The organism is Amycolatopsis sp. A1MSW2902 (assembly GCF_017312175.1).
Taxonomy (GTDB): domain Bacteria; phylum Actinomycetota; class Actinomycetes; order Mycobacteriales; family Pseudonocardiaceae; genus Amycolatopsis; species Amycolatopsis nivea.
Genome location: NZ_QJPO01000003.1, coordinates 469,332 through 483,376, shown reverse-complemented (window position 1 = coordinate 483,376; position 14,045 = coordinate 469,332). Strand labels below are relative to the sequence as shown.

Sequence of the window (14,045 nt, the reverse complement as noted above, 5' to 3'; positions counted from 1 at the left end):
CTTGACCGTTCATCGCTCCTCGAGCCGGGCCAGTTCGTCCGGCACCGGTCCAAGATGGACGATGCCCAGCCGCCGGGTCGCGCGGGTCATCGCGACGTAGAGGTCGTTGCGCCCGCGCGGAGCTTCGAGGATCCGGGCCGGATCGACGATCAGCACCGAATCGAACTCCAGCCCCTTCGCCTCTGCGGGCGTCAGCACCGTCGTCGTGCCGCTTTCGCGCAACGACGCCAGCCGCCCCGGCGGAGCGATCACCGCGAACTGCCCGCCACGATGCTCCTCGGCAATCCCGCCGACAACCTGCGCCAAGTCGGCAAGCGCGCTCCGTACCCGCCACGGCGATTCCCCCGCTGCCCGCACTGACCGGGGCCTCGGCTGTCCCGCGGCCAGCAACTCGTTCGCGGCCGCCATGATCTCCGTCGGCGTCCGGTAGTTGACACTCAACTCCGCCACCCGCCACCGGTCCGCCACGTGCGGTCGCAGCACCTGCTCCCACGACTCCGCTCCCGCCGGATCGCCCGTCTGGGCAAGGTCTCCGACCACCGTCATCGACTTGCCGGGGCAGCGCCGCATCACCATCCGCCACGCCATCGCGGACAACTCCTGCGCCTCGTCGACCACCACATGCCCGAACGCTGGGACGGGCTCGCCGAGCACCGCGGCCGCCTCGTCCAGCAAGGGAATGTCCGCCGCACTCCACCCTTCGCCGCCGAACACTTCACCCACCACTTCCTCGGCAGTCAGCGGTGGCCACAGCTCGTCCAACGCCCTGGACACCGCGACGTCGGCCAGCAGCGCTTTACGCAGGTCAGCGACGTCAGCGTCGTCCAGCAACCGCCGGGGCCCCTCGTCCTGCTCCGGTCCGAGCACCACTCCCGCCGCCGCCAACGCCCGCAGATCCGCCGGGCTGAGCCGCCCGTCCGCACTGCCGCCGTCGATGGCCTCGCCGCTCTCGGTGAAGACGACGTTCTCCAGCTGATCGGCCAACCGCTGCGCGAGAAGCTCCGTCATCCACTGCTGAAACACCAGCCTGGCCTGCTGATATGGCAATCCCTTGCCGAGGGCGAACTCGAGCGCACCCCGCCACTCGGCTGGCTCCAACCGCACGACCTGCTGCTCGAACATCACCTCGACGCCTTCGCTGTCCTGATTCCGGACTGCCCCCACCCGTTTCCAGACTGCCGTCGCGATCCGTCCCGCCGCCTCCGCTCGCCCCTTGCCCTCCGCGACCCCGACCGGATCCACCCGGCTGACCTCGACGTCCGGCCGCAGCCCGGCAATCGTCGCCGTCACCACCGCCTGCTCGCCCAACCCGGGCAGCACCTGCCCGATGTAGTCGAGAAAGACGTCGCTGGGCCCGATCACCAGCACCCCGCGGGTACGCAACTGCGGCCGCGTGTACATCAGGTAGGCCAGCCGATGCAGCGCCACCGCGGTCTTCCCGGTCCCCGGCCCGCCCTGCACCACGAGCACGCCCGCATACCCGTCACGGACGATCCGGTCCTGCTCGGCCTGCAACGTCGTGACGATGTCGCCCATCCGCCCGGTTCGGTCCGCTGTGAGCGCCGCCATCAACGCCGCCTCCCCGACAAGGCCCCCGGTGTCCGCCGCGCCGCGATCGAGCAACTCGTCGTCCAGCGCGGTGACCACCCGTCCCCGGGTCGTGATCCGCCGCCGCCTCCGGACCCCGTGCGCCTCCGCCATGGTCGCGGTGTAGAACGGCTGCGCCGCCGGAGCCCGCCAGTCGAGCAGCGACGGCTCGTCCGCCCCGTCCTCGAACAGCCCCAAGCGGCCGATGTACCTGCGGATTCCGTCGTCCGTCTCCAGCCGCCCGAAGCAAAGCCCGTCCTCGACCGCCGCCAGCCGAGCCGACTCCGCCCGCCAGCGCGCCGCGGCCTCCGGATCCGCGCTGTCGAGCCCCCTCGCCGCCTCCTCGCGCAACGCGTCGAGCCTGCCGTAAAGGCTGGTCACGTACTCCTGTTCGAGGACAAGCTCCCGCTCGACACGGTTTTCCTCCGGCACCCCAGAACTCCCCGCTGTCGGGTGATCGATGGCATCGAGGGTGCGCGGCGACCGGGGGAAAGAACAGTCTTGTCTTCGCGGGCGGCGTCAGCCGAGGCGACCGGGGGAGCGCTTGCCACGGCATCAGACCCTTGCCGCACAAGGAGTTCCGGTCTTCGTCCGGCCGCCGGAGATTCGTGCCGTGGTTGCTCGGGTTGCGTCGCTGTCCGGTTTTGTCGGTGGGGCCGGGTAGCGTTCCGGTTCGTGGACGTTCGGGAACGTATTCAGGAGCTGGCCGATCAGGTCGTAGTGCTGCGCGACGCGTACTACCGGGGTTCGCCGGTGGTGGCGGACGCGGAGTACGACGCGATCGAGGACGAGCTGCGCGGGTTGATCGAGGCGAGCCCCGAGCTGGCCCCGGACCCGAATCCGCTGGACCAGGTGGGCGGGCCCGCGGTGCTGCACGCGCCGATCCGGCATTCGCGGCCGATGCTGTCGCTGGAGAAGGCGACGAAGCCGGAGCAGGTCGAGGCGTTCTTCGACCGGTTCCCCGGCCAGCCGGTGGTCGTGATGCCCAAGCTGGACGGCCTGTCGCTGGCCCTGGTGTACGAGGACGGCCGGCTGGCCCGAGCGGTCACCCGCGGCGACGGGACCACCGGCGACGACGTCACCATGCTGGTGCGCGCGCTGACCGACGGCGTTCCGCACCAGGTCAGCGCCCCGGGCCGGGTCGAGGTGCGCGGCGAGGCGGTGATGCTGCGCTCGACGTTCGCCGCCTACAACACCGCGCACCCGGACAAACCGCTGATCAACCCGCGCAACGCCGCGGCGGGCACGCTGCGCGCGAAGGACCCGGCCGCGGTCGCCGAGCGCCGGCTGCGCTTCTTCGCCTTCGACCTGGACACCGAACCCGGCAGCTCGGAAACCGACCTGGGCAGCGGCCTGCTGGCGCTCGGGTTCACCGCGGCGGACATGCGCCGCTGCGCCGACGCGGCCTCCGCACAGGCCGTGATCACCACGATCGAGCAGCAGCGCAACGACCTGGACTACGACATCGACGGCGCCGTCCTGCGGCTCGCCGACCGGGCCGCGTACGCCGCCGCGGGCACCCGGTCGAGCTCGCCGCGCGGGGCGCTGGCGTACAAGTTCGCCGCCGAGGAGAAGACCACCGTACTGTCCGATGTGGTCTGGGACGTCGGCAAAACCGGCAAGATCGCCCCGGTCGCGTGGCTGGAACCGGTCTTCGTGGGCGGGACCACGGTCACCCGCGCGACGCTGGCCAACCAGGAGGTCATCCGCGCCCGCGGCATCAAGATCGGCGACACCGTGCTGGTGCGCCGGGCGGGCGACGTCATCCCGTTCGTCGCCGGCGTGCTCGACGAGTCGAAACGCACCGGAGCCGAGCGGGAGATCGTGCCCCCGTCGACGTGCCCGTCGTGCGAACAGCCGCTCACCGAACAGGGCAACAGCCGGGAACTGTTCTGCACCAACGTTTCCTGCCCCGCGCAGACCGTGCGGCGGCTGATCCACTGGGCGTCCCGCGCGGCCGCCGACATCGACGCGATCGGCGGCGTGTGGATCGAACGGCTGGCCGAGGCCGGGATCCTGGAACACCCGTCGGACTTCTACCGGCTCACCAAGGAACGCCTGCTGGAATTCGACCGCATCGGCGAGGTCTCGGCGACGCGGATGATCGAGTCGATCGACGCCAGCCGCCGGGTCGGGCTGCGCCGGGCGCTGATCGGGCTCGCGATCCCGATGGCGTCGGAAGGCACCGCCGCCCGGCTGTGCCGCGCCGGATTCGCCTCCCTGGAAGCGGTGCTCGAGGCGGGCGTCGACGGTCTCGTGGAGGTAGAGGACATCGGACCGAAGGTCGCCGCCTCCCTGGTGGAACACCTCACCCGGCTGCGCCCCGAGCTGGAGCGTCTGCGAGAACGCGGAGTGTCCCTGGACGTCCTGGAAGAAGACCTCCCGCCCGCCGTCGTCGCAGGCGCGCCGCTGGAAGGCAAGACCGTGGTGGTCACCGGCGCGATCAGCGACCCGCGATCCGGGGAGAAAGTGCCCCGCCCCACGTTCCAGCGCCTGTGCGAGACGGCAGGCGCGACCACCGCGTCGTCGGTGTCGGCGAGCACCGACCTGCTGATCACCGGTGCCGACGTCGGCGCGAGCAAGCTCACTAAGGCCGAAAAACTGGGCGTCGAGGTCGTGGACCAGGGGGTGATCTGGGAACAGCTGATCGCGGCCGGAGTGGTCTGAGCCCGCTGTTTCCCCGGACGGACGACCGCCGCCTGGGAAACCGGCGGGGAGAGGTCGCCGGATCGTGGCGACGGCTCGCGCGCGCCGGAATGGTCGAGAATCCTTTGCGTGGCAATGCGTTCGTCGGGACCTTTCGTGCCGCGGGTTCGCGGCCTCGGATGGCTCGTTGATCGTTAGCTGTGCCGACGATGCGTTGTTCGTGCGGCTGTGCGAGGTGCTTGGGCGTCCGGAATGGTCGAGAATCCTGTGCCTGGCAACGCGTTCGCCGGGAGCTTTCGTGCCGCGGGTTCGCGGCCTCGGATGGCTTGTTGACCGTCAGCCGTGCCGACGACGCGCTGTTCGTCCGGCTGCGCGAGGCGCTCGGGCAGCCGGAATGGGCGGCCGACCCGCGGTTTCGGCGGCCGAACGCCAGGCGTCGTGCGCATTCGGCAGTGCGCTCGCCGCGCGGCCCGGCAACAACCGGGTCAGCGCGAGCGTGCGGTGTGATTGCGGCGAGAGGCTCGCGCGAATGGTGGGGCTCCGAGGCAACGGACCCCGGGTCCGCGCGAACCGTCGACACCCGGCGAGGCGATCGGCCGAGGCACCCACTGGCGTCCGGAACCCGATCCCGCCGAAACCGTTTCTGGCAACACTTCGAGAAAGCCGGGGGCTCACTCTGTCCTTTCCAGACCGAAGTAAGGTTCCGCCGCCTCCAGACGCGGCACCGTCACCCCCAGCCGCCGGGCCTCGGCCAGGACGTCGCGGCAGATCTCGCGCGGCTCGCGGGCGTCGGGATCAGAGTGCGCCTCGAAGTTCAGCCGCGCCGGGGGAAAGTGGGCCAGCATCCACCCAAGCACGGGGACCGTCAGCCAGGTCGGCGCCCGGAACAGCAGCAGCGCGCCCCGATGCCGCCGCACGTCGATGCCGCGGGCTTCGAGAAGCGGCACAAGCTCGCGCCCGGCCAGCAACGCCTCGCGCAGATCGCCCCGGGACCCAGCCAGCGAACTCAACGAGCCGACCCGCACGCCCTGCGAGTGCAGACCCGCGTCCGAGACGAAGTGCACCCAGAGCCAGCCGCGAAAGTCAGGTCGCTCGCGGATCCGGAACCCAGCGTCGCGAAACACCTCCCGCACCACCCGCTCGCGTTCGGTTGGAGGCTCGCCGAGGGTCCCGAACACGGCGAGCGGCAACAGCATCCCGCGCAGCACCCCGTCCTCGCCGAAACCGCCGCCGCCCTGCGGAAACCCCCACACGACCTGCTCGATCGGAAGATCGCCGATCGCGGCCAGCGGCTCGGACCAGACGTTCCCGAAAACCAGCACCGTCGCCTTCCCGACCCGCGGCGTCAGAAAGGCCGCCGCCTCCGCGAGCCGATAGTGCTGGACGCTCACCACAATCAGATCGAACTCATGGCCCGGCTCCAACTCCTCGCGATACCGCACCGGCCAAGTCCGGACACCCCGCCGCCTCCGCGCCCGCAAGTCCCGAACATCGAAGCTGACCGACTCCCCGTACTCCGCCGCGCGACCCGGACGGACATAGAACTCGACGTCGTGCCCCGCCTGTTCCAAGGCCCAGCCGTACATCGTCGCGATCACGCCGCGTCCGAACATCAAGATCTTCACAGCCGCACCTCACGGGAACCCTGAAACTGGAGACAATCTCCACTTTGCCAAGATATGGAGACTGTCTCCGGTTGTCAACGAGCGGCCCGCGACGCCTTTCCGGCAAGGCCCGCGAATTCACGCATAATCCCGCCTCGCAGGCCGCGGCCCAGTACGATTCCGCCCAGCATCGACCATCTCTGGGGGAACAACATGAAACGCATCGCCGTCAGCCTCGCCGTGTCCGCGGTCGCCGTGCTCGGGGGAGCGGGAGCCGCGAGCGCGGCCGACTACCCGACGTCCGACTTCGGCGACCACATCAGCGGCGGGGCCGCTGGGGGAACGCTGACCTGGTACAACCGGTCAGTCGGCGTCAGCGGCTACGTCCGCGACGACGCCGGGTCCGCGAGCACCACGGTGACCTTCGAGTTCCGTCAGGCGGGCACGCTGCTGGACGTCCAGACGCGGTCCGCGCTGAACGACTACCGGAAGTTCGGCTGGACCGAACCCGGGCCGTCCGGCGGGTTCAGCAAGGTGGACATCTACCTCGGCCACGGCACCAGCAGGATCCTCATCGCCTCGGTGCCGCGCAAGGTCTGAGCCGCACCGCCGGAAGGCTGCCCCGGATCCGGGCGGACGGCAGATCAGCGCGGATCCGGGCAGGCAGGCGACGTGACGGGAGTGCTCCGATCGCCGGGGAATCTGCTCCAGCCGTTCCCGTCCGGCGGCGGCTGCGCACGACGCGGCCCTGACGGTCAGCTGGCTTCAAGGCGCGATCGCTCCGGCAGCCAAGCCCGCATCATCTCGGCATACCGCGGCGATGCGGCCAGCAGCTCGTCGTGCTGGCCCAGCACCGTTTCCTGTCCGTCCATCAGCAGCACTCGGTGCGCCCGGACTGCCGACGACAGCCGGTGCGCGATCACGATCAGGGTGCCTCCCCGGGCGGCGAAGGCGCGTTCCGCGTGGACCTCCGCTGCCGGGTCCAAAGTGGACGTTGCCTCGTCCAGCACGACGACTCCGGCGGGCGAGGCATAGGCCCTCGCCAGTCCGAGGAGTTGGGCCTCCCCGGCGGAAATGCCTTCCGCGCCGGGGCTGAGTTCGGCGTCCAGGCCGCCGAGGCGGGCCAGCAGCGGGGCGGCGCCGACGGCTTCCGCGGCTGCGATCAGGCGGCGGTCGGAGGCTTCGGGGTGGAACAGGGACAGGTTTTCGCGCAGGGTTCCGGCGAAAAGGTAGGCCTGCTGCGGGACCAGCACGAGATGCCGAGGGCGGTCGGCCAGTTCGCTGGCGCGCACGCCGCCCAGCCGGACTTCGCCGTGCTGTGGGGTCAGCAGTCCGGTGAGCAGCGCGGCGAGGGTCGATTTCCCGATGCCGCTCGGGCCGACGACCGCCAGGTGTTCGCCGGGGCGCAGGTCGAGGTTCAAGCCGCGGACGACCGGTTCCGGCGCCGCGCCCCAGCGGAACGTCAGGTCGCGCACGGCGAGCCCGAGTCCGGCGGGGCTTTCGGTCGCCGGGCGGCTTTCGGGCGGGGCGGTGGTTTCGGCGAGCCGGCGCAGTGCGACGAGCAACCGGAGGACGACCGTGGACGCGGTGGCGGCGAGTCCGCGCAGCGCGGGTTGCAAGGTCGTGGCGAGGTAGACGAGCGCCCCCAGCGCGGCCCCCGCGGTCAGCTCGCCGCGGGCGACCATCGCCGGTGCGAGGGCGAGCGCGAGCACCAGCGGGACGAACCCGCCGAGCGCCACGATCACCGACCGCAGCGCCGCCGACCTAGCGACCCGCACCGCAGCCGCGGCTTGCCGGTCCACCGCGTCATCGGCCGTCAGCGCGGCGACCGGTTCGGCTCCGCAGGCTACGACGTCGCGCATCCCGGCGAAGATCGAGCCCGTGGCGGCGGCCGTGCCTTCGTCCGCCAAGGTGAGCGCGCGTTGCCGTCGGGCGAGCGAGGGCAGCAGCGCGGCGAATCCGGCCAGCGCGAGCACCACCGGGACCACGACCGGCAACGCCAGCGACCCCGCGACGGTCACCAGCCCGGCCACCGCCGCCGCCGTGGTGACGAGCATGCCGCGGGCCTGGACGAGAAGCCCGCCGGTAGCGTCGCGCACGACCTCGACATGCTGGGTGATCCGCGCGACGCCGCGCGCGTCCGGCCCACTCCGCGGCGGCGCGGGATCGTGCAGCACCCCACGCACGACGGCGGTCACCAGCGCGTCCCGCAACGGCTCGACGACCTTGCCCAGCTGCCGCCACACCAGCCGCGACCCGAACGCGCCCCCGAGCGCGGCCAGCCCGAACACGCCGAGCCACCCGAGGCCGACCCCGGGTTTGCCAGCCGCGAACCCGCTGTTGACGGCCAGTTCGACGAGCCGCCCGGAGAAGAACGCGGGCAGTCCTTCGAGGACAGAGCAGGCCAGGAGAACCAGCCCGCCGCGCCACTGCCCGGCGAGGGCGTTCCAGTAGAGGCGGCCGACACTCATGGCCGCTCCGTGCGGGCGGTGCGGTGGCGTGCGTGGGTTGGTTGCGTGGTGGGGTTGGTGCGTGGTCGCGCGGGGGTTGGTTGTGGGGTGTGGTGCGGCGGGGTGGGCGTGGTGGGGTGGCGTGCGCGGGTGGGTTGCGCGGTGAGGTCGGTGCGTGGTCGCGCGGGGGTTGGTTGTGGGGTGTGGTGCGGCAGCGTGGGCGTGGTGTGGTCGCGTGCGTGGGTTGGTTGGGCGGTGAGGCCGGTGCGCCGTGGCGCGGGGTTCGTTTCTGGAGTGCGGTGCAGCGGCGTGGTGCGGTTGCGTGCGTGAGTGGGTTGCGCGGTGAGGTCGGTGCGTGGTCGCGTGGGGGTTGGTTGTGGGGTGTGGTGCGGCAGCGCCGACGTGGTGCGGTGGCGTGCGTGAGTGGGTTGCGCGGCGAGGTCGGAGCGCCGTCGCGCGGGGTTCGTTTTGGGTGTGTGCTGCGGCGGCGCGATGTGGTTGCGTACATGGCTTGGCTGCGCGGGGCTCGCTCCTGAAGTGCCACGCAGCAGCGTGGACGCGGTCAGCGTTGCGGGCACGGATCGTCCTGGGGGAGCGGCGCGCAGCGGCCCGCCGTTCGCGGTCGCGCTGCGGGCCTTCTGCCACCGCACCCCGCTCACGTCTCCTCCGTGAACACTGCGCGGTACCCCGGCATCTGCCACAACCTCGCATGCGGCCCAACCGCCCGGACTTGCCCTGCCGCCAGCCATATCACCACATCTGCCCGTGCGGCCATCGCGGCCCGGTGTGTCACGACTACCCGCGTCCGGCGGCCCAACTCCGCCGTCACGGCGCGTTCGGTGATCGTGTCCAGGCTGGCGGTGGCGTCGTCGAGCAGGAGCACCCGCGGGTTCCGCGCGAGCGCCCGCGCGAGGCCCACTCGGGCGCTTTCCCCGCCGGACAGTGGAGTTTCGGCTAGCGGAGTGTCGTAACCGCGCGGCAAGCGCACGAGGATGTCGTGAATGCGGGCAGTCCGGCAAGCCGCATCGACTGCCGGGACGCTCGCCCACGAGCCATAAGCGACAGCATCGGCGACAGTGGCGCCGAGCAGCGCGGGTTCGGCAGCGGCGTACCCGACGACGGCTCGAAGCTCCTCTGGACGCAGTACGGCGAGGTCGCGGTCGTCTAGCAGCACCTGTCCGGCGTCGGGGCGGCGAAGACCGGCCAGCAGGGAGACCACAGTGGACTTTCCCGAGCCGGAACTTCCTACTATCGCGGCGAAACAACCACCAGGGATGGTGAGGTCGACGTCGGCTAGTGCGCCGTGCACGGTGGCGCTGCGGAGTTCCAGGGTGCCGTTTCCGGGCAGCAGTCCGAGAGTGCCGCGAGCAGGGGGCTCGGTGTCGAGGACTTCGGTGATCCGGAGCGCGGCCGAGCGGATCCGGGAAAGGGTGGTGAGCAACGGGATCTGCGTGACCAGGCCCAGGCCGAGCGCGACGTAGCCCAGGGCGGCGAGGACGTCTCCGGCGCTCAGGCGTCCGTCCAGGACACCGAAACCGGCGGCGGCGAGGGTGACGATTTCCACCGTGGGGAGCAGGAGACCGGCTCGCCACACCATCCGCGCTTGGGTGCGCCACATGCCCTGGCCGGCGAGGTTCAGCCGCGGCAGGGGACGCAGCACCCGGGCGGCTTCGGCGTCGGCGGTGCCGGACGCGGCGATCGTCCGCAGGCCGGCGACGGCGTCGAGCAGCCGGGCGGACAGTTCGCCGGAAACCCGTTGGTAGGCAAGCACATCCTTCGCCGTTCCGCGCAGGTGCGATCGCGCCAGCAGCAAGGCGAAGGGGAGACTGCCGAGGAAGACCAGGGCGAGCCGCCAGTCCAAGAGCGCGAGCAGGACTATCGCGCCGGAGGACATGAGCCCGGTCGCGGCCAGTTGCACCACGACCGCGGCGATGCCTCCGGCGGAGGCGCAATCGCCGCTCACCCGGCTGACCGCGTCGCCCGGGGCGAACGGTGAGCCGGTGCCTAAGGCGAGCACGCGGTCGGTTACCCGGCGGCGCAGCCAGGCGCTCGCGTTGCTGGTCAGGCGGGCGGGAAGGACCACGATGACGGCGTCCGCGGCGATCTCCGCCGCGCCTACGGCGAGCAGCCACACCACCGCGCCAGTGCTGCTTCGGCCGCCGAGCACCGCGTCGGTGGCGGCGGCGAGGGCGCCGGGCAGCAGCAGTCCGGCGCCGGCGGAGATCAGCGACGCGACGATCAGCGCGGCGAGCCGGGGACGGTCCAGGCGGGCGACCGAGGTCAGGAGGCGATCGGCGGCTCCGGCCATGTCGCTCCCTTCGCGTGGTGGTCGGCGAGTTGAGATCGGCGGGCGGCGTCGGTGCCGACAGCGAGCGTGGCGTCGGCGGAAGTCGAGGGCTGGACGACAACCGAACGCGCCGGAAGCCTCGCCGCGCCCGTCGACCCCCGGCAGCTACCCCGCCGCGCTCGCCGATCCCGGCAGCTACCTCGTCGGTTCCCGGAGGCTGCCTCGCCGCGCCCGTCGATCCCCGACAGCTGCCTCGCCGCGACCGCCGCGAGGCAGTCAGTGCAGAATGAACGGGGCGGGAACGGCGCACTTGTCCTGCGCCGTTCCCGCCCTGCCCGCGCGGTCAGTAGCAGAGAAGCAGGCTGAGCGTGCTCTCGCCGCACCATGCGCTGTAGTGGCTGTGGCCGTGGTGGTCCAGTCCCTGGCCTTCGAGGGCTTCGGGGGCCTCCAACGCCTGCAGCTCCAGGACGTGTTCCATGGGTGTTCCCTTCTCTCGGGGTCCGCCGGCGCTCATCGGCCGGAGGTGTGCGGGGACGGTGCGGAGCCCAGGAAGGGCAGCAGTTCCGCGCCGTCCAGTAGTGCGGCGAGCGTGCGGAGGACCCCCGCGCTGCCGGTGCTGACGTCGGTCGACAGGCGAAGCAGCTGGTTGCCGGGGAAGGCCAGCCCGCCGTGGTACGGCACGCCGTGCCACGACAGCCGCGCCAGGTGCAGGTCGATGGCTTCGCGGTCCGGCTCGTCGGCGAAGGACAGCGCGGCGGCGAGCCCGCACCGGCCGTAGAGCAGGCCCGGGTGGATCACGAACTCCCCGCGGCACGCGGCCCGCAGCCCGGGCAGGCTCTGGGCGGCGGCCGAGTCCGGCAGGCTCCGGGCGACCTGTTCGGCGACCAGCAGGATTCCGGCGCTGCCGATCGCGGCGTAGGGGAGCAGGCGCAGGGTGCCGTCGCGGACCTGCAGCGATCCGTCGGACGCGGCAGTGCATTCCTCCAGGTCGCGGGCCAGCACGCGGTCGGCGAGCGTGAGCCACGACGGTTCGCCCGTGTGCTCGTACAGGCGCAGGAACAGCAGTGCGGGCCCGGACCAGCCGCTGAGCAGTCCGGCCCTGGCGAAGCGGCCGGGCGGGTCTGCGGTCTCGAACGCGGTCGCGAGCTTGAGGGCGATGTCCAGCGCCTGGCGGCCGAATTCGTTGTCGCCGCGGGTCGTCGCGAAGTGCAGGCGGGTGAGGCCGATCCCGGCGAGCCCGCTTTCCAGGCCGTGGTCGGTGGTCTGGCTGACCAGCGACTGCGACGCGGCGAGCAGCTTGTCGGCTTCTGCCGCGTAGCCGAATTCCTCGAGGACGTACGCGATGCCGTGGCTGCCGTCGAAGAATCCGGGCCGCGAAGGCGGTTGCCGCCGGGCGGCCGCCAGCAGCCACTGTTCGTACTCCGGAAAACGGCCTGCTCCGGCGACGTGCAGCGAGTGCAGCACGCCCGCGGCGCCAACGCCGAACCCCGCGCCGCCGGCGCGGAACTGCTCGATGTCGCCGGGGAACAGCCGGTCGGTCCGCTCTGGCGTGGCACTCGCGAGGATGGCTTCCGCGATCTGCTTGCGGACCAGCGCCCAGTCCGGCCGCGGCTCGTCCAGCGCGGTGTGGGTCGCGGGCCGGTCGGTGCGCGGGGCGAGCACGGAGACCACGCGGTCGGCGTATCCGTCGGGCAGGTCGAACCGCTGCTGGGCGAAGTCGGCGAGGCCGCGCAGTTTGCCCGGCGCGAGTTCCAGCAGCATCACCAGCGGAAGGAAGAGCCACAGCCGCAGCGCGGCCAGTGCGTGCTCGTCGATCTCGAAACCGTGCCGGTCGGCGGGGGCGCGGAAGCCGGGCGCGCCCAGTCCCGGACGGTCGCCGGAATCGGCGTCGACGGCCAGTTCGAAGTCGATCAGCGACACCCGGTCCTGCTCGTCCACCAGGATGTTCTTGCCGTGCAGGTCGCCGAACACGATCCCGTGCCGGTGGATGTCCGCGACGATCCGTTCGACCTGGGCGAGCACCGCCAGCGCGCGATCGCGGAAGGACTCGAGACCGTCTTCGGCCCGGGTGCCGCTGGTGAGCGGGTAATGCCGGGCGAGCCAGCTGCTCAGCGTGCTGCCGGGCAGGTGCTCCATCGCCAGGTAATGGTGCTCCCACACGGTGAACTGCTCGTACACGCGCGGGACGCCCGGGACGTCCGCCAGCCGTTCGAGCACCTCGCGCTCGTGGTTCAGCCGGGCGACCGCGTCGGCGCCGTCGCGGTCCAGCCCGGCGTGCGGCCGGGCCTCCTTCAGCACGACGGTCTTCCGGTCGGCCCCTCGTTCGGCCAGATAAACGCCGCCGCCGTTGGAAAAGTGCAGGGAACCGGTCACCCGGTACGGGAATTCGGCTCCGCTCTTGCGCGCGGCCAGGCTGTCGGACAAACAGGACGGAATCGGTGCCCATTCCGGCACGGAAAAGGATGGTTCCCGCCGGTCGGGCACGAGCGTGCCGTCCGGACGGCGGATTGCCAGCACCCTCGTTCCGGCGTGTTCGGTCCACTGTTCGGCGAATCCGCCGTATCGGACGTAAAGCGGACCTTCGCGGTAGCGCAGATCGCTCAGAATATACGCACCGTGCTCGCCTTCCAGCTCGGCGGAAAGGTCGGACAGTATCGTCGCGAGCGCGTCTTCGGAGTGCGGGTAAATCGTGATCAGCTTGCCGCTTCCTTCGCGGGGCGCGTATTTCGAATTGCGGCTGAGCAGGGTCGCCCGGGAGCGCAGATGCTTGTACGCGACCTGATGCTCCACACAGTACCGGTGCACCCGGGACAGTACGCCGGCCGCGTTGTCCAGACCGGCGGAGACGTGGATTTTCCAGCCCTGGGCGGGAAGTTTCCGACCGGCCGGCCGCAGCGACCGCCAGATCCCGTGCGTCTCGTCCGTCCACCCGGGCCCCGGCAGCGGCAGTCCCGCGGCCAGGTCGCCTGCCGCGCCCGGGGATTCCCGCGGTTCGTCGAAGAACAGCGGATCGGCGAAGCAGAAAGCCTCGTACCGGACGTCCATGAAAACGAGCCCTTCCCTTTTCCTGAGGAAAACCGGGCGACTTCGATGTCGGACGGTGACACCATTCCCGCACGAGGGGGGTGCCCCGGCCAATCCGCCAACCCGGGGGTTCGAGGCTCCTCGTCAGGGTGACGGACACGGGTTCGGGCTGTGAAAACCGGGACTGCGCGTGAGTCATCCCTACCCGATCGGGGTGTAACGAAGACGTTTCCCGGCGACTCGCCCAGGTCGGCGCGGAAAGAGCGGGAGAAATTGGCGGAAGGTCATCAACCCGTTCCGGTGACCCGGCTTCCGCCCGTCGTCCGGCGCGAACCCGGTGCGGATTGGGCCATTCGGGGTGGTGGCGGCGCATTCGCGTCGGGAATGTGCCGCATTCGTTACCAGAGAAGGGGGATCCGCGCGATTCTCGCCCCGTCCGCCGTGCCG

The 14,045-nt window shown here is 71.4% G+C and carries 8 protein-coding genes; 2 read left to right on the top strand and 6 right to left on the bottom strand.

Features of this window, described 5'->3' with window-relative positions:
• Positions 1–9: 9 nt before the first annotated feature.
• Positions 10–2,019, bottom strand: a complete 2,010-nt coding sequence (locus DMP23_RS45330; RefSeq protein WP_337824931.1) for a HelD family protein — start codon at positions 2,017–2,019, stop codon at positions 10–12.
• A gap of 243 nt (positions 2,020–2,262) precedes the next feature.
• Here DMP23_RS45330 and ligA point away from each other — a divergent pair, with 243 nt between their 5' ends.
• Positions 2,263–4,254, top strand: a complete 1,992-nt coding sequence (ligA, locus tag DMP23_RS45325) for an NAD-dependent DNA ligase LigA (protein WP_337824930.1) — start codon at positions 2,263–2,265, stop codon at positions 4,252–4,254.
• A gap of 650 nt (positions 4,255–4,904) precedes the next feature.
• Here the strand turns inward: ligA and DMP23_RS45320 are convergent.
• Positions 4,905–5,858: a ketopantoate reductase family protein gene (locus tag DMP23_RS45320; RefSeq protein WP_337824929.1), complete on the bottom strand. Its 954-nt coding sequence runs from the start codon at positions 5,856–5,858 to the stop codon at positions 4,905–4,907.
• A gap of 192 nt (positions 5,859–6,050) precedes the next feature.
• On the opposite strand from DMP23_RS45320, the gene DMP23_RS45315 reads away from it, so the two are divergent.
• Complete coding sequence (locus tag DMP23_RS45315; RefSeq protein WP_037813020.1) at positions 6,051–6,437, top strand: hypothetical protein; 387 nt, start codon at positions 6,051–6,053, stop codon at positions 6,435–6,437.
• A gap of 155 nt (positions 6,438–6,592) precedes the next feature.
• Here DMP23_RS45315 and DMP23_RS45310 read toward each other — a convergent pair whose 3' ends face one another.
• The 4 genes from DMP23_RS45310 to lanKC form a co-directional block, all read right to left on the bottom strand.
• Positions 6,593–8,308: an ABC transporter ATP-binding protein gene (locus DMP23_RS45310; RefSeq protein WP_337824928.1), complete on the bottom strand. Its 1,716-nt coding sequence runs from the start codon at positions 8,306–8,308 to the stop codon at positions 6,593–6,595.
• Between the two features lie 634 nt (positions 8,309–8,942).
• Positions 8,943–10,595, bottom strand: a complete 1,653-nt coding sequence (locus DMP23_RS45305) for an ABC transporter ATP-binding protein (protein WP_337824927.1) — start codon at positions 10,593–10,595, stop codon at positions 8,943–8,945.
• A 322-nt stretch (positions 10,596–10,917) separates the two neighbouring features.
• Positions 10,918–11,052, bottom strand: coding sequence for a class III lanthipeptide (locus DMP23_RS45300; RefSeq protein WP_158691391.1), 135 nt, complete (start codon positions 11,050–11,052; stop codon positions 10,918–10,920).
• 32 nt (positions 11,053–11,084) lie between these two features.
• On the bottom strand, positions 11,085–13,619 hold the full coding sequence (gene lanKC, locus DMP23_RS45295) for a class III lanthionine synthetase LanKC (RefSeq protein WP_337824926.1): 2,535 nt from the start codon (positions 13,617–13,619) through the stop codon (positions 11,085–11,087).
• Positions 13,620–14,045: the final 426 nt, after the last annotated feature.

Coding starts and splice junctions, on each gene's coding strand:
- DMP23_RS45305 (WP_337824927.1), bottom strand. CDS start 10,595: ATGGCCGGAGCCGCCGATCGCCTCCTGACCTCGGTCGCCCGCCTGGAC.
- DMP23_RS45315 (WP_037813020.1), top strand. CDS start 6,051: ATGAAACGCATCGCCGTCAGCCTCGCCGTGTCCGCGGTCGCCGTGCTC.
- DMP23_RS45300 (WP_158691391.1), bottom strand. CDS start 11,052: ATGGAACACGTCCTGGAGCTGCAGGCGTTGGAGGCCCCCGAAGCCCTC.
- lanKC (WP_337824926.1), bottom strand. CDS start 13,619: ATGGACGTCCGGTACGAGGCTTTCTGCTTCGCCGATCCGCTGTTCTTC.
- DMP23_RS45310 (WP_337824928.1), bottom strand. CDS start 8,308: ATGAGTGTCGGCCGCCTCTACTGGAACGCCCTCGCCGGGCAGTGGCGC.